Origin of the sequence: Methyloceanibacter caenitepidi, assembly GCF_000828475.1 — a bacterium.
Classification (GTDB): Bacteria; Pseudomonadota; Alphaproteobacteria; order Rhizobiales; family Methyloligellaceae; genus Methyloceanibacter; species Methyloceanibacter caenitepidi.
The window spans coordinates 2,506,245-2,526,296 of record NZ_AP014648.1 but is presented as its reverse complement, the minus strand read 5'-3'; the positions used below and the strand labels follow the sequence as shown (position 1 = coordinate 2,526,296).

The window sequence follows — 20,052 nt, the reverse complement described above, 5'->3', positions numbered from 1 at the left end:
CGATGTTTCCTCCTTTCGATCCGGATCGGGACGACCGAAAGCTGCGACAGCGGTTGCTGGTACGCGGCGAGGTTCCCATCCGTGTTCTCATACCCAACATCTTCACGCTGGTCGGCCTGTGCGCGGGGCTGACCGCGATCCGCATGGGCATCGAGCATCGCTGGGACATGGCGGTGGCGGCGCTCGTCTTCGCGGCCTTTCTAGACGGGATCGACGGACACGTGGCGCGCCTGCTGAAAGCCTCGACGCGCTTTGGCGCGGAACTGGACAGCCTCGCGGACTTCGTCAATTTCGGCGTGGCGCCGGCGATCATTCTCTTCGTTTGGTCCTTGGAGGACCTGCGCAGCCTAGGCTGGGTCGCCGTGCTGATCTTCGCGGTCTGTTCGGCCTTGCGACTGGCTCGTTTCAACGTATCGCTCAGCCAGACCGATCAGCCTGTCTGGAAGAAGTCGTTCTTCGTGGGCGTGCCTGCCCCGGCCGGCGCCATCATCGTCCTGCTGCCGATCTACGCCCAGGATCTCGGGCTTCATTGGCCCAGCCTGACGCCCCTGGTGCTTCTCTACACCATCGCCGTGGCGCTGCTGATGGTGTCGAACGTGCCGACGTTCTCCATCAAGATGGTGGGACAACGGATTCACCGCGAATATGTGCCGCCCCTTTTTGTTCTGGCGGCTCTTTTTGTTGCCTTGCTCTTGACCTATCCCGCCCAGACCCTGTTTGTGGGCTCCTTGGTCTATCTTGCGTTGCTGCCCGTCAGCGCGTACCGCTACCTGCTCGCAAAAAGGAAAGCGGAAGCTTTTTCCAAGGCACAGAACGGTGCGGGCACGGAACGAGACACTGGCTCGGACGAGGAGCCTGAGACGCCACGTATGAGTACGGATCTATGAAGCAGGTTCTTTCGTCCTATCTCCGCCAACTCGAGGCGGAAAGCATCTACATCATGCGCGAGGTTGCCGCGGAGTTTCGCAATCCGGTGATGCTGTATTCCATCGGCAAGGACTCGGCGGTGCTGTTGCACCTGGCGATGAAGGCCTTCTATCCCGGCAAGCCGCCCTTTCCGCTGCTCCATGTCGATACGACGTGGAAGTTCAAGGAGATGATCGCTTTCCGGGATGCGGAAGCGAAGCGCCTCGGAGTGGACCTGATGGTCCACATCAACGAGGAGGGCGTGCGCAACGGAATCTCGCCGATCACCCACGGAAGCGCTCTGCATACGGATATCATGAAGACGGAAGCCTTGAAGCAGGCGTTCGCCAAATACGGCTTCGATGCGGCTTTCGGCGGTGCGCGCCGCGACGAAGAGAAGTCGCGCGCGAAGGAACGCATCTATTCCTTCCGGAACGCCTCGCACAACTGGGACCCCAAACGTCAGCGTCCGGAGCTTTGGCACCTGGCCAACACCAAGGTGAATCCCGGCGAAAGCATGCGCGTATTCCCCTTGTCCAATTGGACCGAGCTCGACGTGTGGACCTACATCTACCTGGAAGACATTCCGGTGGTGCCGCTGTATTTCGCGAAGGAACGCCCGGTAGTCGAGCGCGACGGCACGTTGATCATGGTGGACGACGACCGGCTGCCGCTCGAGGAGGGCGAGACGCCGCAGATGCGCAAAGTGCGCTTCCGCACGCTGGGCTGCTATCCGCTCACCGGCGCCATCGAGTCCGAGGCGACCACATTGCCCGAGATCATCGAGGAACTCGTCGCCTCGCGCCATTCGGAACGGCAGGGACGCGTCATCGATCACGATCAGGTCGGGTCGATGGAGAAGAAAAAGCAGGAGGGCTACTTCTGATGGCACGTCTCAGTGTTGTTGGCGATACGAACGACAGTGCAAGCGACCGGCTCGCTGCCCGTCTCGTCGCCGAGGAAGATCGCGGCCTCCTGCGGTTTCTGACATGCGGCAGCGTGGACGACGGCAAGAGCACGCTGATCGGCCGTCTTCTTTACGACTCCCAGCTTGTCTTCGAAGATCAGCTGAAGAACGTTCAAAAAGAATCGAAGCGGCCCAATTCGACCATGGGTGCGGAGATCGATCTGTCTCTCCTTGTCGACGGTCTCCAGGCCGAGCGCGAGCAGGGCATCACCATCGACGTCGCGTATCGCTATTTCGCGACGCCCCGGCGGAAGTTCATCGTGGCCGATACGCCCGGGCATGTGCAGTACACGCGGAACATGGCGACCGGCGCGTCCAACTGCGACTTCGGCGTGCTTTTGATCGATGCGCGTCAAGGCGTGCTGACTCAGACGCGGCGGCATGCCTGCATCCTGTCTCTGCTGGGCATCAAGAAGGTCGCGCTGGCCGTCAACAAGATGGATTTGATCGACTTCGATCAGGAGCGGTTTCAGGCGATCGTGGACGACTTCACGGCATTCGCCGAACCATTGGGCTTCGAGTCTATCGAGGCGATCCCGGTCTCGGCCTTGAAGGGCGACAACGTCACGGCGCCCAGCGCTCACATGCACTGGTATCACGGCCCGACGCTGCTCGGACATTTGGAGACTGTGGAGGTCAGCCGCAGCCGGGACAAGGATCCGTTCCGCTTCCCGGTGCAGTGGGTGAACCGGCCGCATCTGGATTTCCGCGGGGTCTCTGGCACCGTGGCCGGTGGCCGCATCGCGCCGGGTGACGAGGTGGTCATTCATCCGTCCGGAAAGCGCGTGCATGTCGCGCGGATCGTGACGGCGGATGGCGATCTGGATGTCGCACAGGAAGGGGACGCGGTGACGCTGACCTTCGCGGAGGAGGTCGACGCAAGCCGGGGCGACGTGATCACGACGCCCGACTCCGAGCCCTCCGTCGCCGATCAGCTCGCGTCCAAGATCATTTGGTTCGACGAAGAAGCCATGCTGCCGGGGCGCAACTACACGATCCGGTGCGGCACCCAGAGCGCCACGGCCACGGTGTCGTCGCTCAAGTACAAGCTCAATGTCGACAATTTGGATCACGTCGCCGGCAAGACCTTGGAGATGAACGAGGTGGGGCTGTGCAATCTCAGCATGACCAAGCCGCTCGTGTTCGATCCCTACGGGGACAACCCCGAGACCGGCAGCTTCATTTTGATCGATCGCTTCACCAACGCGACGGTCGCGGCCGGCATGGTCGAGTTCGGTCTTCGCCGCGCCACGAACGTCAAGTGGCAGGAACTGTCCGTCGACAAATCATCCCGCGCTGGTCTCAAGGGACAAAAGCCCTGCGTGCTGTGGTTCACCGGGCTCTCCGGCTCCGGCAAGTCGACCATCGCCAACGCGCTCGAGAAGCGGCTGCACGCGCTCGGCCGTCACACCTACATGCTCGACGGCGACAACATTCGGCATGGGCTCAACAAGGATCTCGGCTTCACGGATGCGGACCGGGTGGAGAACATCCGGCGCGTGGCGGAAGCGGCGCGGCTCTTCGTCGATGCCGGTCTCATCGTAATGGTGTCGTTCATCTCGCCGTTCCGTTCGGAGCGCCGTATGGCGCGCGATCTGGTGGGGGAGGGCGAGTTCATCGAGATCTATGTCGATACGCCGCTCGAGGTCTGCGAGGCCCGCGATCCGAAGGGGCTCTACCGCAAGGCACGCGCCGGCCTGATCAAGAATTTCACCGGTATCGACTCGAGCTACGAGCGGCCCGAGTCGCCGGAACTCGATCTGAACACCAGCGAATTGACGCCGGAGGTTTTGGCCGAGCGAGTTCTGGAGGAGCTCAGGCGCCGGGACGTCGTCTAGCCTGAACCGCATCGGACGGATGCCGTGCCGGCCGTAGGCAGGCACGGCGGTGTCCGGTGTTACGCCGCCAACGCAAACACGAGCGCGATCGTCAAGACCGTCAGCGTCGCGGCCGAGACGACCGAGCCTGCGACGATCAGTCCGGCTTTGCGCTGCCGCTCCTTGAAATCGCGGATCAGCCCCCGAAGCTGAGGGTCGGCCGCTTGGCTCGGTCGGGCCTGCATGCCGCGATGTTGACCGGGGACCGCTGTCTCGCCGTCATCGTGGTCGTCGTCCCGCGGGCTTTCGAGGATGTCCTGCTGCGGCACGCCCGACTGTCGGCCGAGATAGGCCTCGACGAAATCGAGATTGGCCGGCGGGGAGACAAAATCGGCGGTCGTATCGGCGTCCACGAACACTTCGGCCGCGGGCGGCGAGGACAGGCGGTGGATGCCGCGAATCTCGCCGAACTCCTGGGTGAACGTGGCGCGCCGGGACTCGTGAAGCGCTTTCTGGAGCAACGCCGTCGCACGGTGGACAGGATGCGTGACGGGGCTGCGAGACGGTCCCGTCGGCAATGGCAGGCTGAATTCAGGCATCGAAGAAGTTCCCTCAGTTGGCGCGCCGTGCCCGTTCCCGAAAGCCGGTCCGTACGTGCCTCACGCCCCCGTTCCCCAGACCATCAGGGCGGCCAATGCGCGGCAGCCAAGACCTCTCATGGTGCCGCGCCGGGGCCCGCTGACAGCCCGTGAGGAAGCCGCCTCGGCGTTGCCGTTTGGCGGCGCTTCTTGAGATCCAATGCGCGAAAGGGAAGTTCGGTTCCCGGCAACGGGCCGGGTGGCGCAATTTTGTAGAGCGGCCCTCGGATGCGCGTCGCTAGGCCCTTCCGGGCGACCCGCGATGACGGCCACACAGCGCCGCCAGCATCTGCCGGTAGAGCGCGTAGGCCAGCCGGTCGAGGCCAAACCTTGCCGCGAGCGCGGCCGGGAGCACATAGCGGGCATAGAGGCGGCGTAGAGTCTCGTCCGGATCGTGCGCGCTCGTGCGAAGCCGATTCAGGAGGCGCGGCGCGAGGTCATAATAGCGTGCGATCTCCGCGGGCCCGTCGGCGCGGGCGGCAAGGACATCGTCGCGATAGCGGCGGAGCGTCCTGAGCTCGAAACAATCATCGGCCAGTCCCAGAGCCTCGCAGCAGGCCGTGGTGATGAAACAATTCTCCGCCGAGGCGCATTGCTTGTTGTCGCGCTCGGTCGCCAACGCGTCGCGCCGTGCGGCAGCCCAGTCGAGGGCCTGGCGCAAGACCTTACAATCGAGCTGGAAGTGGCAGTCCGCGTCGCGTCGCGCAAGGTGCAGCACGATGTCCATGCGATCGGCGTCGCGAAGCAAGGGCGCCGTTGCAAGCGGCAGAACAATGCCGACCGTATTGTCATAGATGTCGGTGCAGTTGCCGCATAGCGGCGTATCCACGAGCACGTCGCTGCCGGGCGCCGAGGCCTTAAGCCGGCTGTCGGGGTCCAGGAGCAGCGTTTCCGGTAGCGCCGTTCCCTTGGCGCTGCCTTCGAGAAAAATGCGTCCAACGAATTCCGAATTGAACTCGGCGCTCAGCAGAATACCGCAGGCCTTGGGATCGACCGCCGCGATCTCATTCTGAATGGCGCCGGCGCTGACATCGCTCGCCTGCGCCGTCCAGCCGCCGAAGGTCTTGGTATCGAAACAGTCCGGTTCGGAATCGGAGTCGTCTTCCAGCTGTTTGTCTTGCGCTCCGGCGGGCAGCGGCAGTGCAAGCAAGCGGGAGCCGGCGAGTGTGCCCAGGAGAAGGCCGAGCGCGCGGCGGCGGGTGTGTGTCAACATCAGGTTGTCTTTTGGGAGCGGTTGGTGAGTCTTGAGAAGGCGATCCTAGCAAAGCCAGGGACTTAACGGGAGGCGGACGGCGAGTCCATCTCTCCAGGATGATCTTCCCGGATGGTGATATCGGGGCCGGAATCGGGCGGGGTGCGGTAAACTCCTGGCGGTCGACGGGGAATCAAAAAGAGGGCAATCCAGTGAGGCGGCATGGGCCAGGGCGGGCAATCCGATGTCTTGCCTTCGTCGTATCGGCTGTTTTGGTTTGCGCGGCGCCGCTGCTCGCCCTGGCGCAAGAGGCACTCGACTATCCCATCCCGTCAACTGCAGGCGAGGCCCTGAGCCCCATTCGCGAGGGCTTCACGGTGCCTCTGCACCCGAGGGACGATTTGCGGGGGCCTGCGCCGATGGTTGACACCCGAGCCTTGAGTCTCGAAGCGGCGCGGCAGACACGGTGGCCCGACCTGCCGACGTTTATCCGCGACAGCTCTCTGCAGCTCGACAGCCGGACCTATTGGTTCGACGAGGACGACTTCGGGTACGACACACCGGAGGCCTTCACGACGGGCGGGTCGATCTCCTTCGAGTCCGGCTACCTCGCCGACGTCTTCCAGCTGCGAAGCGTCCTTTACACAACGCAGCCGCTATACGCGAATGCGGATGCGGGGCAGTCACTCAATCTGAGTTGGGATGGGGATCAGATCACGACGTTGGGTCAACTCAACGGCCGCATCCGGTTTGCCGGCCAGCAGGTGACCGTCGGCCGCCAGCTCGTGCGCACGCCTTACGTCAATCCTTACGACTCGCGGATGATCCCGATTACCTTCGAAGGCATCGTGTGGGTGCCGGACGACCAGGGCCCGGATCAGACCGTCGACTACATCGTCTCCTATCTCACCGACTACAAGCCGCGGAACAAGGCGAGCTTCATCTCGTTCAGCGAAGGCCTTGGCGTCCCGCAGGACGAGGGAATGCTCATCACCGGTGCGAGCTATCACAAGAATGGTTTCAACATCGGCGGCTCCAACTATTGGATCGAGGATACGCTCAACACGGCCTATGGGGAGATCGACTATCTCTTGCCGTTCGGCGAGGGCAACGGTGGGCGCGGGCCGCAATTGCGCGTCGGCGCGAACATCCTGGATCAGCGCACGGTAGGCGCCTCCATGATCGCCGGGGCGCCTTACGAGACCTATGAGGCCTCGGCGCGTTTCGTCGCAAGCTACCGGGGCGTGGTCTTCGAAGGCGCGGTGTCAACGGTGGGAAACGAAGCGGATGTTCAGAAGCCCTTTGGCTACAGTCCCTCCTACACCGCGATGCTGGTAACCAATTTCCGGCAGGCTGGCGTCGACGCCTATCTCCTGTCCTTGTCCTATGATTTCGCGCGGCTCGGCTTGGAGGGCGTCAAATTCAAGGCCGCCTTCGGCAAGGGGTGGGGGATCGAGAATCCTGTTACCAATGGCGACTTTTCCAACCAGCAGGAACTCGATCTGCGCTTCGTCTACGAGCCGCCGCGTGGGGCCCTACAGGGCCTGCGCGTCGAGGTCGAATATATCGACTGGACGGTCTTCGATGACGCTTTACCGAGCGACGATCTCACCCAGTTCCGTACCATCGTGAACTATACGGTGCCGCTGCTGTAGGGCTTCACCACTCAGCGCATCAGCACGACCGGCACTTTGCAGGTTCGGATCATTTCGGTGGTGGTTGAGCCGATCACCAGGGTCCGGATGCGCGAGTGGCCGTAGGCGCCCATCACCAGGAGATCGATTCCGTCGCGTTCGACGAATTCGCCCAGCGCCGTGCTGGGTTGACCCTGCAGAACGCGCGTCTCAGCCTTGTGACCGTAGGCGGTCAGCGTGGCGCCGGCCTCGTCGAGATCGGTGTGCCGCGCGTCGCTGCTCTCTCCGCCGACAGTCGCGACGACGACGTCGAGCCCCGTAAAGAGCGGGTCGCGGGCGACATACTCCACCGCCTTCATCGATGACGCACCGCCGTCATAGGCAATCAGGATACGGCTCACCGCGCGAAACGATCTGTTGGCCACAAAGACCGGCTTGTCGCAGGCGCGGACGATCCGCTCGAAGTTGGAGCCAAGGTGCGGATTGTCCAGGCCTGCGGCCTCGCCGCGCTTGCCGATCAAAATCATGTCGGCGTCTCTTTCCTTGGCCGTGACGGTTGCGACGATGTCGTCATAGCGCAGGCGCGTGACGACGTCGGTGACTCCTTGCGCCTCGATCAGCGCCTTGGCGTCGTCGAGGATGGCTCGGCCTTGCGCCTGGGCCAGCTTGCCGTGCTGTTCGTCGAGCGCGCTGAGCTTTTCCAGAAGGTCCGTACGGGCGCCGAGCGCGATGGAGCCAGAGAGATCGCGCTTGCCGAGCGCATGGCGCGGGTCGAGCACATGGTAGAGCTGCACCTGCGCGCCCGTGCGCGACGCGATCCAGGCCGCATAGCGGCACAGGCTCTCGGAATAGGCCGATCCGTCGACCAGCGTCATCAGGATTGCGGACATGAACTCCCCCTAATGCTCCATCAGCCTGTCCATCGCGCCCGGCTTGTCGTGCACCGCCAGGCTGTCGACGATCGTCTCGGAGGCTTTGTTCATACCGACGATTTCCACCTCGGCGCCTTCGCGGCGAAACTTCAACACCGCCATGTCGAGTGCCGCGACGGACGAGACGTCCCAGATATGAGCGCGGCTCACGTCGATGATGACGCGCTCCAGCGCCTCCTTGAAATCGAATGCGGCCATGAACTCCTCCGCCGAGGCGAAGAACAGCTGTCCTTCGATAACATAGGTCCGCTCTCTGCCGTCGGGCGAGATTTCCGACGTGACGCGGAAGAGCTGGGCGATCTTGCCCGCGAAGAAAATGCCGGACAGCAATACGCCCGTCAGGACGCCAATGGCGAGATTGTGCGTGTAGACGGTCGCCACCACGGTCGCGAGCATCACGATCGACGACGAGCGGGGATGTTCGCGTAAGTTCTTGATCGACGACCATGAGAAGGTGCCGATCGAGACCATGATCATGATGGCGACCAGGGCCGGCATCGGGATCTGCCCGACGATGTCGCCGAGCACGACGATGAGGAACAGGAGCATCGCGCCAGCGGTGAAGGTCGAAAGCCGTCCCCGGCCGCCGGACTTCACGTTGATCATCGACTGTCCGATCATAGCGCAGCCCGCCATGCCGCCGATGAAGCCGGTGCAGGTGTTGGCGATGCCCTGGCCGATACATTCCTGATTGCGGTCGCTGGGCGTGTCGGTCAGATCATCGATGATGGTCTGGGTCATCAGGCTCTCGAGCAGGCCGACCGCGGCTATGGCAAGCGAGTAGGGCAGGATGATCTGCAGGGTTTCCAGCGTGAGCGGAATGTCGGGGATCAGAAACACGGGCAGCGTGTCAGGCAAGGCTCCCATGTCGGAAACCGTGCGCACGTCGAGATCCAGCGCCATGGAGACGGCTGACAGTACAATGATCGTCACAAGCGGCGAGGGGATCGCTGTGGTGAGCATGGGGAACAGGTAGATGATCGCGAGCCCTGCCGCGACCATGGCATAGGTCACCCAGGTCACGTTCGTGAGTTCGGGAAGCTGCGCGAGAAAGATCAGGATCGCCAGCGCGTTGACGAACCCGGTGATCACCGACCGCGAGACGAAGCGCATGAGATGACCGAGCTTGGCGAAGCCGGCGCCGATCTGAATGATGCCCGCCAGCACAGTCGCGGCCAGCAGATATTGCAGCCCGTGCTCCTTCACCAGCGTGACCATCACCACGGCCGTCGCCGCCGTCGCGGCGGAGATCATGGCCGGCCGGCCGCCCGTGATCGCGACGATGACGGCGATGGAGAATGACGCGTAAAGGCCGACTTTCGGGTCGACGCCCGCGATGATCGAGAAGGCGATGGCCTCGGGGATTAGCGCCAGCGCCACGACGAGCCCGGCGAGAATGTCGCCGCGGACGTTGCCGGTCCATTGGTCGCGATAGGCGTAAAGTGCGTTCATGCTCACCCCGAGATAAGGCCGTCGCTTCGGCCATTCGGACGGGGCATGCGGCAGCTAGACGATGGTCAGGAAGATTGGCGGTCGGCGAAAGACCCCGACAAGCGCCAGGGCACGGCGACGCAGGTGCTGGATACCGGACATGACCGCGGGGGCCAACGCGCGAATGCGCGCAGGGGCAACCCGCCACGTCAAACCACGGTTAAAGCGGTGGAACGGCTGGAAAGCTGCTGAAGAGTGAAGAAGTGGCTGGGAGACTAGGATTCGAACCTAGATTGACGGAGTCAGAGTCCGCTGTCCTACCATTAGACGATCTCCCACCAAGCTTGGCGGTGCCGGCCCGTTTTGGGGCCGGATCGCGATCCGAAGCACGGAATTGGGCGTTTCTTCTAGTCGCTGGGGAGGGCGCTTGGCAAGCCCGTCTGTGCGGCAAAGTCCTCATCGACCGGGTTTTTGCCCGGTTCTGGGATGGTGCACGCCCGAGGACCCGACAGGGGTTCCAGTAACACATTGTCCAGAAACTCACTCTATCCTCCCGGCCATGAATGAGGTCTCACCATCGGCAAATCGTATCTCCGCGGCGCTTCGGGCGCTACGGCAGGTCTATGCCGACAGCGCCACCGACAAGGCCGTGCTGGGGCTGAAATGCCTGCAGGCCGTGATGGCGGAACTGGCGGCGGACGGCGTGCCGGCCGACGATCTCAAGCCGCTGGCGGACCTCGAAACGCTCATCGCGGCATCCCCGACCGCGGCAGCGCCGGCACCGGCGCCGTCCGAGGGTAGGCTTGCCGAGCGTCAGCGCGACCGGCGCCGAAAGGCCCCGCCGAGCAATGCCCTGCTTGCCAGATCGGCGGCCGTGATCGACCTCCTGGTCAAGGACGGTCAAGGCGAGGAGGGGGCGGCGCAGACGGTCATGCGGCATTTGCTGGTAGCGGGCGTGCCAGCGCCCGAGCGTGGCGGCGACTCCCGCGGCTGGCGCCGGCTCCTCGAGTTTCGCAACACGCTCGTCCACGGTGGCGGTCCGGAAGAAGCGCGCGTGGAATATGCCGCATTCACCCGGGAACTCGATGACATACCGGCGGCGCAGCGCGTCCATGCTGCGCTGAGCGAAAAGCTCTGGGACCGCCGGCGTCAGGCCAGGCGGCAGGCGGGCTAGCATCCAAGATTAAGCCTGATCTGCAGACTGACAGGTTGGGACGCGACGCCCTGCTAAGGTCGTTTGAGCGAAACCGTTTGAGACGGCCTCGAGGGATATGGACTTGAACGAACGATCGACGCGTTCAGTGGAGCCGTCCGTGGCATCGCGCCGTGCCGCGCTGTTCCGGGAGACGCCCACGGCGGCACTCCGCCGCTGGGTGCTCGGCATCGTGTGGGTTTTGCGGCCGAAGCGGATCGCCAACCTTGTGCCGATTGCCCGCGTCAGTCTCAATCACCCGTTTCAGCCGAGCCGAAACTTGCCGGCGACAGATACGCTCTCTGACGACGCAGAGATCGTCGGGCTCGCGACAGATCTCTCGCCCGACGTGCTGATGGAGGCCTACGCCCGTGGGCTCTTTCCCCATGGGCACCTGCCGCCGCCGAAATGGATGTGCCCGGCGGAGCGGGCCGTGGTGCGGCCGCGCGACTTTCATATTTCCAGCAGGTTGCGCGGCATCATGCGGAAGAACCGGTACCGGATCACTTTCGATACTGATTTCGAGGGTGTGATTGCAGCCTGCGCCGAGCCCCGTCGCGGCTGGCTCAGTCTTACTTGGATCACGCCGCGTATCATGGCGGCCTATGCCAAGCTGTTCGACGAAGGTCATGTGCATTCCTTCGAGGTTTGGAACAGTGATGGCGAACTTGCGGGCGGCGGCTACGGCGTGGCCGTGGGCCGCGTCTTCGTGATCGAGTCTCAGTTCTTCCGGGAATCGAATGCCTCCAAGATCGGCTTCGCGGTGCTGGCCTGGCATCTGGCGAAGTGGGGATTCGTCCTCATGGACAACAAGTGGCTCACGTCCGCGACGGAGCGCGCCGGTTTCAGGGACATTCCCCGCGAAGACTATCTCGCGAAGTTGCCGGAGCGGTGGGATCAGCCCATTCATCCGGGCCGCTGGCATGTGGAGGCCGATTCCAAAACCGTCGTCGAGTCTTCCCAGAAGTAGCCACACACTGCCGAAGTGCCCGCGTTTCCGCCAACTCCGGCTGCGGGCTTTACCTGCCTGAACAGATTGGTAGATTGGTCTCATAGGACCAATACTGTGGCCGCCGGGAACGGGCGAGGAAGCGCCCTCCGGCAGGCTCGAGAGGTTGAAATTGTGACTGGGCCGAGCGGAATTGCCCGCACGGCTGCCGGGAATCCGCGCCGCGAGGATCTGGCGCGAAATCCCGATGCTTCGCCTGACGCCGGCGCGCTGCCTTGCGCCGCTGCCATACGGAGCGATGCCGGCGAGAGCGGTGCTGTCAGCGCCGCGGCGCCAGGGACGCCCGCGCCTGCGGGCGGTCCAGTGGCAAGCCCTGCCGGGGCAGCCAGCGATGTGGGTGGTGGCGTGCGCAACGCGCGCGGCGCCGCACGTCTCTGCCAGACCGTTTACGGCGCTCTCGATCTCGGAACGAATAACTGCCGGTTGCTCGTCGCGAAGCCGTCGCGGCGGGGTTTCGTGGTGGTCGATGCGTTCTCGCGGATCATCCGTTTGGGTGAGGGCGTTCAGGCCACGGGCGAACTCGCGGAGAGCGCGCAAAAACGCACCATCGCCGCCTTGCGCATCTGTGCAGACAAGATGCGCCGCCGTGGCGTCACACGCTCGCGGCTGATCGCCACCGAAGCCTGCCGGATCGCCACCAACGGGGCCTCCTTCATCGACCGTGTCGAGAACGAGACGGGGCTCGCGCTGGAGATCGTCGGGCGCGAGACGGAGGCGAAGCTCGCCGTGTCGGGATGTGCGTCCCTACTTGACAGCGCATGCGACTGGGCCCTCGTGTTCGATATCGGCGGCGGCAGTTCGGAGCTCATCTGGCTCGATCTCCGCAAGCTTGGACAAGATTGGAAGCAATCGGTACAGAGCCGCGCGGCCATCCAAGACGCGATAGCGGCCTGGACCTCATTGCCGCTCGGCGTCGTGAACCTCGCCGAGCGCCATGGCGGCCACGATGTGACGGCCGAAAGCTACGAAGCCATGGTGGAAGACGTGGCGAGCGCGCTGGCCGGGTTCGAGTCCCAGTACCGGTTCGGGGAACGGGTCGCGCACGATCGTGCGCATTTCCTCGGCACGTCCGGCACGGTGACCACGATCTCCGGCATCCACCTCGGGCTGCCCCGCTACGACCGGTCGCGCGTTGATGGATGCTGGCTCAAGGCCACCGATGTCCGGCGGGTGTCGGGCGATCTGATCGCCATGAGCTATGCGGAGCGCATCGCGCAGCCCTGTATCGGTCACGAGCGGGCCGATCTTGTCTTGGCCGGCTGTGCGATTCTCGAAGCCTTGCTTCGCACCTGGCCCTGTCAGCGGTTGCGCGTGGCCGACAGGGGATTGCGCGAAGGCATTCTCACGACGCTCATGGCCGAGGATGGGCATGACCGCAAGACGCCTCGCCGGCGCCGCCGGAAGGGGCGACGGCGGGCAAAGCTTGCCAACAGCAAAGCCCCAACACGGAACAACTAGTCTTCCGGCACCAACTCGGCCTGTTTGTCCGGTTCGCCGAGTTGGTGCGCCTTGCGCGAGAGGCTTGCGCCCGCGTCTTTGGGCAAGCGCATGAAGACGAGTGCGGAGCTCGCGCAGATCGCGCCGACGATCAGGAAAGCCAACGTGAAATCGCTGGCCAGGACCTCGTGGCTGTCCCGGCCCGCACGTTGGAATTCGAGCACGAGCGCGCCGACCGCGACACCGGCGGACATGGAAAGTTGCTGCGACACGCTGGCGAAACTCGTCGCCTTGCTCATCTCGTGCTCGTCGATATCCGCGTATGCAATCGTGTTGATCGCGGTGAATTCCAGAGAGCGGAAAAAACCTCCGACGAGCAGGGTGGCGAGGATCACCGCATGCGGCGTCGCCGCCGTGAAGAGTGCGTACGCCATGATGAAGAACGCCGCCACGAGGGCGTTCCACACGAGAATGGGTCTGTATCCGAACCGGCGCAGGATGGGCGCCGCCGTTGTCTTCATGGCGACGGCGCCGACGGCGATCGCGAACGTGAGCAACCCCGACTGCAAGGGGGTCATGCCGAAGCCGAGCTGGAAGTACAGCGGCAACAGGAACGGCGTGGCGCCGACGCCGATCCGGAACAAGAAACCGCCGGCAATGTTCGCGAAAAATGTTGGGATCTTGAGCAGACGCAAGTCGAGCAGCGGCGCCGGAATATTCAGCGCGTGGCGCACATAGAGCACGCAAGAAACGGCGCCGACCGTGAGCAGGGCAAGCACGACCCAGGGCGGAAACAGGGGCTGACCGATAATGGTGAAGCCGAAGGCAAGTCCGGCGAGGCCTATGCCGGACAGGAAGAAGCCCTTGACGTCGAGCGGCGGGACCGCTTCTTCACGAAAGTTTTCGATGAAGCGCGTGGCGAGATAAACGCCGAGCAGCCCGACTGGAATGTTGATCCAGAAGATCCAGCGCCATGAGAACACGGTGGTGATGAACCCGCCGAGCGGTGGGCCGATCACCGGTCCCATGAGCGCGGGCACGGTGAGCCAGGCGAGCGCCGATATCAGTTCCGATTTCGGGACCGAGCGCAGAATCACCAGCCGTCCGACCGGCACCATCATGGCACCGCCCATGCCTTGCAGAATGCGGAAGAGAATGAAGTCCAGCAGCGACGTGGCGAAGCCGCAGGCCGCCGATCCCACCGTGAAGACGACTATGGCCGCGCGAAAAATCGTTCGGGCGCCAAACCGGTCGGCCATCCAGCCGCTGACTGGTATAAAGACAGCAAGCGACAGCAGATAGGATGTGAGCGCCAGCTTCAGCGCAATCGGATCTTCGCCGAGATCGGCCGCGATCGCGGGCAGCGACGTGGCGATGATGGTCGAGTCCATGGTTTCCATGAACAGTGCGACCGCGACGATCAAGGTAATGAAGTAGCGGGGCATGAGGCAGGTGTTACAAGAGTGGTGGCCACGACATGCGCTCCCCTGCCTAATCGGTCAAGAGCGTGCGGCGATAGGGCCGGCAGGATGCTCGTAACGGGCAAGCGGCCATAGAAACGGGCGGCGGTAGTAGCAGGCGGTAATAAAAGCAGGCGGCATGGCGAGAGGCGGGAAAAGCGGACCAAGAGGCGGTGCAGGGCGGCGCGACCTGACCGTGCGCGTCAAGACCGCGAAAGGGCGGAAGCTCGCCTCGACGCGCTGGCTGCAGCGGCAGTTGAACGACCCGTATGTGGAAGAGGCCAAGCGTCAGGGCTATCGCAGCCGGGCCGCTTTCAAGCTCCTCGAAATGGACGACAAACACCATCTGCTCAAGCCGGGCGGGGTCGTGGTCGACCTCGGCGCGGCGCCCGGCGGGTGGAGCCAGGTGGCGGTCGCCCGCGTGAAGGCGGACTCAGGGCCGGGCCGGGTCGTCGCCGCGGATATCAACGAGATCGAGCCGGTGCCGGGCGCGGACTTCCTGCAACTGGACGTCACGGACGCAGGCGCGGGCGACACGATCCGCGATACGCTGGGTGGCGCGCGCGTCGACGTGGTGATGTCGGATATGGCTGCGTCATCGACGGGCCACCGGCAGACGGATCATCTGCGTGTCGTCGCGTTGGCGGAGGCCGCGCTCGACATCGCTGAGGATGTGCTGAAGCCGGGTGGCGCTTATCTCGCCAAGGTGCTGCAGGGCGGGGCGAGCGGCGACCTGCTGACCCGGCTGCGCCAGAACTTCGCCAAGGTCGCCCACGTGAAGCCGAAGGCCAGCCGGCAGGACTCCTCGGAGGTCTACGTGCTGGGCATGGGCTATCGTGGACCGGGTGGCGAGGATGCCCCCCAGCTCTAGTTCACGCGACTGTGCTGTCCTGTGTGCTGCTGCACGCGCCCGACATTTGATAGGGTGCCCCACGAACCGACGGCATTGGGGCTGGCGGGCGATTCCGGAGCGGTGCGATGAATATCGAGGTGGTCAAGGAGTATTACGGCAAGGTTCTGAAGGGTTCGGGGGATCTTCAAACCAGTGCCTGTTGTGACGCGGCGGAGATGCCGCGCCACCTCACCGAGCTGATCGCCAATGTTCACGACGAGGTCGTCTCCCGCTACTACGGATGCGGCCTGTGTATCCCCACGTCACTCAAGAACTGCAACGTGCTCGATCTTGGCTCCGGAACGGGACGGGACGTCTATATTCTCTCGCAGCTCGTCGGCGAGGGCGGCTCTGTCACCGGCGTGGACATGACCGCCGAACAGCTGGCGACGGCTGACGCTCATCGAGACTGGCACGCGAAGAAGTTCGGCTATGCCAAATCCAATGTGCGGTTTCTGGAGGGCTATCTTGAAAATCTCGATGCGCTCGATCTCTCGCCAGGCTCGTTCGATGTCATCGTGTCCAACTGCGTCATCAATCTGTGCATGGACAAGCCGGCGGTGCTGCGCGGCGCGTACAATCTCCTGAAGCAGGGCGGCGAGCTCTACTTTGCGGATGTCTATTGCGACCGGCGGCTGCCGGACGAGCTGCGTTCCGACCCGCTACTCTACGGCGAGTGTCTCGGCGGGGCGCTCTACTGGAACGACTTCCTACCGATGGCGAAGCAGGCGGGTTTTCTCGATCCGCGCCTCGTCAGCAGCCGCCCCATCGAGATCGACAATCCTGAGATGCGCGCGAAGCTCGGCAATGCGCGCTTCTTCTCAGCGACCTACCGGCTCTTCAAGCTCGACGACCTGGAACCGGCCTGCGAGGACTACGGGCAGGCGGTCATCTACCGAGGCGGCGTTTTCGAACAGCCGGAGACGTTCATCCTCGACGACCATCACCTGATCGAGAAGGACCGGATCTTTCCCGTGTGCGGCAATGTCTGGCGCATGCTGGCCGACACCCGCTTTGCTCCCTATTTCGACTTCGTCGGTGACTTTTCCAAGCATTTCGGTATTTTCCCGGGCTGCGGAACGCCGTCGCCATTCGACGAAGCGGACAAAGCGGGGAACGGATCAGTCAGCTGCTGCTAACGCGGCGCACCGGGGGAACTATGACATTCGATTTCACGCGGCGGCTCGCGGCCGAGGCGCTGGGCACCTTCTTTCTCGTGATGGCGGTGGTCGGGTCCGGCATCATGGCGGAGACGCTCGCCGGCGGGAACGTGGCGCTGGCGCTTCTCTGCAACACGATCGCGACGGGCGCGGTCCTGTTCGTCATCATCACCATTTTCATCGACGTCTCGGGCGCGCATTTCAATCCTGCGGTGAGTCTTGCCATGCTCTTGCGCGGCTCGCTCCCACGCGATCAAGTGCTTCCCTACATGGCGGTTCAAATCGTGGGAGGCTGCTTGGGCGCGGTTGCGGCTCACCTGATGTTCGGCCAGGACGCGATCCAGATCAGTCAGCATGCAAGGACGGGGTTTGGGCAGTGGCTCGGCGAGTTCGTCGCCACCTTCGGTCTCGTGGCGACGATCTTGGGGTGCGTCCGCTTCAACGTGAGTGCGATCCCGGCTGCGGTCGGCCTCTACATTACGAGCGCCTATTGGTTCACGTCCTCGACCTCTTTTGCCAATCCGGCCGTGACGATAGCCCGCGCCATCAGCGACACGTTTTCGGGGATCGCGCCGGTCAACGTCCCGGCATTTCTTGTGGCGCAGTTTATTGGCGCCGCCACGGCCGTGCTCTTGTTGGGCTGGCTGCTCAGACCCGGATCGGTGACTAACGACCGCTAGGTCTGTGCGTTCGGTGTATCGACCTCCGCCAGGATCGTTTCGAATTCTGTTTCCGTGAGACGAAGCGCGCCTGCGAGCCTGTCGAGTGTGTCGCGCTCGTCCTCGGTAACATGACCGTTGACGGCGAGCGTCCGATAGGCCCCGTGCAGGATGGCTGTCTTTGCTTCCAATGAGAAGCTGCCGGCCACAAGCGACAGGTCTTGGGCCACATCTCGTCGGGCATAGACTTGAACAGCAGACACGACGCCGCCGACGTCGACGGGCCGTCCGGTCAGCTCTTGAAACACGCGTTGGATGAGGTCGACCTCGCGGGCATCGAGCCGCTTGTCGGCCGCCGCCATCGCGGCCATGGTCCTGAGGATCCAGTCCGCCTCCATCGCCGTCGTCATTGTGAACCGCTCCGAACCTACCCTGGCGCGAAGCGTGCCTCTCGATTTTTGCAATTCTAAGGCCGGTTGACGGCCACTTGTTTGCGCAGCCGCGCGTTCTCCGCTTCCAGCGCGGCGACGCGCTCGGCAAGCGGTTCGACGTCCTCGGCGAACACCATGAGGGGAATGTGCTGCGGACAGTTCGTGTCCCAGGAGTTCACGGTGAAGACCATGGCCGCTTCGGGCCGCGCCACGTAGTTGTCGGGCATCAGCTGCTCGATCAGCGTGTCGTCGTTCTCCACGACCTTGGCCGTGCCCCAGATCTTCACGCGTCGGCGCATGCGGTAATCCATGATGAAGATCATCGCCTTTGCGTTCTCGTCCAAATTGCCGGTCGAGATGTATTGCCGGTTGCCCGAGAAGTCGGCGAAGGCCAGCGTGTTCTCGTCGATGACGCGGAGGAAGCCCGGCGGGCCGCCCCGGTGCTGAATATAGGGCTGGCCGTCGCCGCTGGCCGTCGCCAGGTAGAAGGAGCGAGTGTTCGCAATGAACTCTGCTAGGCCCTCGTCGACGAACGTTCGCGTCGTGCCCTTCGCTTCCATCCGGGCATAGCCGTCGCGCGACCCGCGGCGGGTCTGCGCCGCCTTGACCGAGGGTGTGAAGGTTATGTCCATCCAGTTGCGCATGGGTGGCCTAGAGCGCCGGCATGGAGACGAAGCCGGGCAGGGCCTTGATGCGGCCGACCCAGGCTTGGATCGCAGGGTAGCTATCGAGCGGGACGCCGCCTTCATGGCCCAGGGCCACATAGGGCATGCACGCGATGTCGGCGATGGTCGGCCGGTCAAGCGCCAGCCATTCATTCTGCGAAAGGCGCGCCTCGAGCAGCCCGAGAATCTGTGCTGCGTTCTCGCGGGCCTTGTGGCCGTCGACGGGGAAGCCGAACTTGTCCCGGAGACGCGCATCACCGGGCCCGCGGGCGATTTCGTTCTCCGCCACCATCAGCCAGTTCACCACGCTCGCCATGCCGACCGGGTCCGTGGGCAGCCAGTTCTCGCCGCCATATTTGCGGGCGAGGTAGACGAGGATGGCCTGGGAGTCGCGCAAGAGGACGTCGCCGTCTTGAAGGACGGGAACCTGGCCGAACGGGTTGAGGTCGATGAACGGGCTTTGCTTATGCGCTCCCGCCATTAGGTCGACCGGTTCCAGCGCGACGTCCAGTCCGAGCAGGGCGCAAAAGAGCCGGACTTTGTAGCAATTCCCCGAGAGTTCCATGTCGTACAGCGTGCGAGCGGTCATTGAGCGTTCCCTTCCAGCGGCGTGGCTGCGGTGTGTCGTCCCTCATATGGCTTATTCCGGTTTTTTGCGGTATGGAGGAAATAGAAGATATATTGTTCCAAAAATTGGGAGAATAGATGGATCGGCTGGGCGCAATCCGGGTGTTCGTGGCCATTGCCGACGCAGGCTCTCTTTCGGCGGCCGGCGAACGGCTCGGCATGCCGCTGACCACGGTGAGCCGCCACCTCAAGGCGCTGGAAGAGGACCTCAACACGCGTCTTGTCACCCGAACCACGCGGCGTCTGGCTCTGACGGAGCCTGGTCAAGCCTATTTGGAGACCTGCCGCCGGGTTCTCGGCGACCTCGACATGGCCGAACGACATTTGGCCGGCGAGAAGACGGAACCCCGCGGCCTGTTGGCCCTGACGGCGCCAAGCCTGTTCGGCCGCCTGCATGTGCGTCCTGTGGTGAGCGCCTATCTTGACGCCTATCCGCGGATGACCGCGCGCATGCTTCTGGTGAACCGGGTGGTCAATCTCGTCGAGGAGGGGCTCGATCTCGGGATCCGCATTGGCCGTCTCCCGGATTCGGCCATGCGCGCCACCACCCTAGGCACAGTTCGGCTGATCTGCTGCGCAAGTCCCGCCTATCTGGAGGCCGCCGGCGAGCCCGCCGAGCCGAGAGCACTGCTCGACCATTCCTGCATCACCTTCACCTCGTTCTCCCAGCCCGATCGCTGGGGATTTCCCGGAAGCGGCGGTCAGGAGAAGCGGAAGGCCCAAAACGTCCCGGTCGAGCCGCGCTTGATCGTGAACACGGCCGAGACGGGCATTGACGCCGCTGTGTCGGGTCTCGGTATCGTGCGGGTTCTGTCCTATCAGGCGCAGGCGGCTTTGAAGGACGGGTCGTTGCGCCGGATCCTCGAGGACTTCGAACCGGAACCGCTGCCGGTCAGCCTCGTGCACCGGGAGGACCGTTTGCCGCAGCCGAAGGTCCAGGCGTTTTCGGAGATTGCGGCGCCATTGTTACGCAAGGCTCTCAAGGCGCTCTGAAGTCTGAGGG

At 63.7% G+C, this 20,052-nt stretch carries 19 protein-coding genes and 1 tRNA gene; 11 read left to right on the top strand and 9 right to left on the bottom strand.

The window, feature by feature from the left end:
• The first annotated feature begins 2 nt into the window (after nucleotides 1-2).
• From pssA to cysN, 3 genes are read left to right on the top strand one after another with little or no spacing between them, the layout of a single operon-like run.
• Entirely contained in the window at nucleotides 3-887 is an 885-nt protein-coding gene (gene pssA, locus GL4_RS11940) for a CDP-diacylglycerol--serine O-phosphatidyltransferase (protein ID WP_082025637.1), read from the top strand.
• Nucleotides 884-1,792, top strand: a complete 909-nt coding sequence (gene cysD / locus GL4_RS11935; RefSeq protein WP_045367850.1) for a sulfate adenylyltransferase subunit CysD — start codon at nucleotides 884-886, stop codon at nucleotides 1,790-1,792. The genes pssA and cysD overlap by 4 nt, the downstream gene beginning before the upstream one ends.
• Nucleotides 1,792-3,711, top strand: a complete 1,920-nt coding sequence (cysN, locus tag GL4_RS11930; protein WP_045367848.1) for a sulfate adenylyltransferase subunit CysN — start codon at nucleotides 1,792-1,794, stop codon at nucleotides 3,709-3,711. Before cysD ends, cysN begins: the two co-directional genes overlap by 1 nt.
• Nucleotides 3,712-3,770: 59 nt before the next feature.
• On the opposite strand, the gene GL4_RS11925 is transcribed toward cysN, so the two are convergent.
• Nucleotides 3,771-4,289, bottom strand: coding sequence for a hypothetical protein (locus tag GL4_RS11925; protein ID WP_156137556.1), 519 nt, complete (start codon nucleotides 4,287-4,289; stop codon nucleotides 3,771-3,773).
• Nucleotides 4,290-4,566: 277 nt separating this feature from the next.
• Entirely contained in the window at nucleotides 4,567-5,541 is a 975-nt protein-coding gene (locus GL4_RS11920) for a CFI-box-CTERM domain-containing protein (protein ID WP_045367842.1), read from the bottom strand.
• 398 nt (nucleotides 5,542-5,939) lie between these two features.
• Here GL4_RS11920 and GL4_RS11915 point away from each other — a divergent pair, with 398 nt between their 5' ends.
• Entirely contained in the window at nucleotides 5,940-7,175 is a 1,236-nt protein-coding gene (locus GL4_RS11915) for an OprD family outer membrane porin (RefSeq protein WP_172653347.1), read from the top strand.
• 11 nt (nucleotides 7,176-7,186) lie between these two features.
• Here GL4_RS11915 and GL4_RS11910 read toward each other — a convergent pair whose 3' ends face one another.
• The 3 genes from GL4_RS11910 to GL4_RS11895 form a co-directional block, all read right to left on the bottom strand.
• Nucleotides 7,187-8,044, bottom strand: coding sequence for a universal stress protein (locus GL4_RS11910; RefSeq protein ID WP_045367836.1), 858 nt, complete (start codon nucleotides 8,042-8,044; stop codon nucleotides 7,187-7,189).
• Nucleotides 8,045-8,053: 9 nt separating this feature from the next.
• Complete coding sequence (locus GL4_RS11905; protein ID WP_045367833.1) at nucleotides 8,054-9,538, bottom strand: SulP family inorganic anion transporter; 1,485 nt, start codon at nucleotides 9,536-9,538, stop codon at nucleotides 8,054-8,056.
• 243 nt (nucleotides 9,539-9,781) lie between these two features.
• Nucleotides 9,782-9,855: transfer RNA gene (locus GL4_RS11895), tRNA-Gln, on the bottom strand.
• 221 nt (nucleotides 9,856-10,076) lie between these two features.
• Here GL4_RS11895 and GL4_RS16820 point away from each other — a divergent pair.
• The 3 genes from GL4_RS16820 to GL4_RS11880 all read left to right on the top strand — a co-directional run bounded on the left by GL4_RS16820 (nucleotide 10,077) and on the right by GL4_RS11880 (nucleotide 13,176).
• A complete protein-coding gene (locus tag GL4_RS16820; RefSeq protein WP_052464441.1) occupies nucleotides 10,077-10,691 on the top strand; it encodes a hypothetical protein in 615 nt (204 codons plus the stop codon).
• A 139-nt stretch (nucleotides 10,692-10,830) separates the two neighbouring features.
• Complete coding sequence (locus tag GL4_RS11885; protein WP_172653346.1) at nucleotides 10,831-11,679, top strand: leucyl/phenylalanyl-tRNA--protein transferase; 849 nt, start codon at nucleotides 10,831-10,833, stop codon at nucleotides 11,677-11,679.
• A 153-nt stretch (nucleotides 11,680-11,832) separates the two neighbouring features.
• Entirely contained in the window at nucleotides 11,833-13,176 is a 1,344-nt protein-coding gene (locus tag GL4_RS11880) for a Ppx/GppA phosphatase family protein (RefSeq protein ID WP_244462612.1), read from the top strand.
• Here the strand turns inward: GL4_RS11880 and GL4_RS11875 are convergent.
• Entirely contained in the window at nucleotides 13,173-14,600 is a 1,428-nt protein-coding gene (locus tag GL4_RS11875) for a DHA2 family efflux MFS transporter permease subunit (RefSeq protein WP_045367825.1), read from the bottom strand. The genes GL4_RS11880 and GL4_RS11875 overlap by 4 nt on opposite strands.
• A 154-nt stretch (nucleotides 14,601-14,754) precedes the next feature.
• Between GL4_RS11875 and GL4_RS11870 the strand changes: the two genes are divergently transcribed.
• The 3 genes from GL4_RS11870 to GL4_RS11860 all read left to right on the top strand — a co-directional run bounded on the left by GL4_RS11870 (nucleotide 14,755) and on the right by GL4_RS11860 (nucleotide 17,347).
• Nucleotides 14,755-15,486 carry an RlmE family RNA methyltransferase gene (locus tag GL4_RS11870; RefSeq protein WP_045367822.1) on the top strand — a complete coding sequence of 244 codons (732 nt, stop codon included), beginning with the start codon at nucleotides 14,755-14,757 and terminating at the stop codon, nucleotides 15,484-15,486.
• A 107-nt stretch (nucleotides 15,487-15,593) separates the two neighbouring features.
• Nucleotides 15,594-16,646 carry a methyltransferase domain-containing protein gene (locus tag GL4_RS11865; RefSeq protein ID WP_045367820.1) on the top strand — a complete coding sequence of 351 codons (1,053 nt, stop codon included), beginning with the start codon at nucleotides 15,594-15,596 and terminating at the stop codon, nucleotides 16,644-16,646.
• Nucleotides 16,647-16,666: 20 nt separating this feature from the next.
• Entirely contained in the window at nucleotides 16,667-17,347 is a 681-nt protein-coding gene (locus GL4_RS11860) for an MIP/aquaporin family protein (protein WP_045367817.1), read from the top strand.
• Here GL4_RS11860 and GL4_RS11855 read toward each other — a convergent pair.
• Genes GL4_RS11855 through GL4_RS11845 form a run of 3 tightly spaced genes read right to left on the bottom strand, consistent with a single transcriptional unit; the run spans nucleotide 17,344 to nucleotide 19,011 of the window.
• Nucleotides 17,344-17,736, bottom strand: coding sequence for a TerB family tellurite resistance protein (locus GL4_RS11855; RefSeq protein WP_045367814.1), 393 nt, complete (start codon nucleotides 17,734-17,736; stop codon nucleotides 17,344-17,346). The two genes, GL4_RS11860 and GL4_RS11855, sit on opposite strands and share 4 nt — an antisense overlap.
• Nucleotides 17,737-17,792: 56 nt before the next feature.
• Entirely contained in the window at nucleotides 17,793-18,389 is a 597-nt protein-coding gene (locus GL4_RS11850; protein WP_244462611.1) for a pyridoxamine 5'-phosphate oxidase family protein, read from the bottom strand.
• Between the two features lie 19 nt (nucleotides 18,390-18,408).
• Entirely contained in the window at nucleotides 18,409-19,011 is a 603-nt protein-coding gene (locus GL4_RS11845; RefSeq protein ID WP_045367809.1) for a glutathione S-transferase family protein, read from the bottom strand.
• 116 nt (nucleotides 19,012-19,127) lie between these two features.
• On the opposite strand from GL4_RS11845, the gene GL4_RS11840 reads away from it, so the two are divergent.
• Nucleotides 19,128-20,042 (top strand): LysR family transcriptional regulator, encoded by a 915-nt coding sequence (locus tag GL4_RS11840; protein ID WP_045367807.1) that lies wholly within the window; start codon nucleotides 19,128-19,130, stop codon nucleotides 20,040-20,042.
• The last annotated feature ends 10 nt before the right edge of the window (nucleotides 20,043-20,052 follow it).

Bases quoted from the DNA above. Each gene is read 5' to 3' on its own strand.
- GL4_RS11860 (WP_045367817.1), top strand. From the start codon at position 16,667: ATGACATTCGATTTCACGCGGCGGCTCGCGGCCGAGGCGCTGGGCACC.
- cysN (WP_045367848.1), top strand. From the start codon at position 1,792: ATGGCACGTCTCAGTGTTGTTGGCGATACGAACGACAGTGCAAGCGAC.
- GL4_RS11870 (WP_045367822.1), top strand. From the start codon at position 14,755: ATGGCGAGAGGCGGGAAAAGCGGACCAAGAGGCGGTGCAGGGCGGCGC.
- GL4_RS11845 (WP_045367809.1), bottom strand. From the start codon at position 19,011: ATGACCGCTCGCACGCTGTACGACATGGAACTCTCGGGGAATTGCTAC.
- pssA (WP_082025637.1), top strand. From the start codon at position 3: ATGTTTCCTCCTTTCGATCCGGATCGGGACGACCGAAAGCTGCGACAG.
- GL4_RS11855 (WP_045367814.1), bottom strand. From the start codon at position 17,736: ATGACGACGGCGATGGAGGCGGACTGGATCCTCAGGACCATGGCCGCG.
- cysD (WP_045367850.1), top strand. From the start codon at position 884: ATGAAGCAGGTTCTTTCGTCCTATCTCCGCCAACTCGAGGCGGAAAGC.
- GL4_RS16820 (WP_052464441.1), top strand. From the start codon at position 10,077: ATGAATGAGGTCTCACCATCGGCAAATCGTATCTCCGCGGCGCTTCGG.
- GL4_RS11910 (WP_045367836.1), bottom strand. From the start codon at position 8,044: ATGTCCGCAATCCTGATGACGCTGGTCGACGGATCGGCCTATTCCGAG.
- GL4_RS11915 (WP_172653347.1), top strand. From the start codon at position 5,940: ATGGTTGACACCCGAGCCTTGAGTCTCGAAGCGGCGCGGCAGACACGG.
- GL4_RS11905 (WP_045367833.1), bottom strand. From the start codon at position 9,538: ATGAACGCACTTTACGCCTATCGCGACCAATGGACCGGCAACGTCCGC.
- GL4_RS11920 (WP_045367842.1), bottom strand. From the start codon at position 5,541: ATGTTGACACACACCCGCCGCCGCGCGCTCGGCCTTCTCCTGGGCACA.
- GL4_RS11840 (WP_045367807.1), top strand. From the start codon at position 19,128: ATGGATCGGCTGGGCGCAATCCGGGTGTTCGTGGCCATTGCCGACGCA.
- GL4_RS11925 (WP_156137556.1), bottom strand. From the start codon at position 4,289: ATGCCTGAATTCAGCCTGCCATTGCCGACGGGACCGTCTCGCAGCCCC.
- GL4_RS11865 (WP_045367820.1), top strand. From the start codon at position 15,594: ATGAATATCGAGGTGGTCAAGGAGTATTACGGCAAGGTTCTGAAGGGT.
- GL4_RS11850 (WP_244462611.1), bottom strand. From the start codon at position 18,389: ATGGACATAACCTTCACACCCTCGGTCAAGGCGGCGCAGACCCGCCGC.
- GL4_RS11875 (WP_045367825.1), bottom strand. From the start codon at position 14,600: ATGCCCCGCTACTTCATTACCTTGATCGTCGCGGTCGCACTGTTCATG.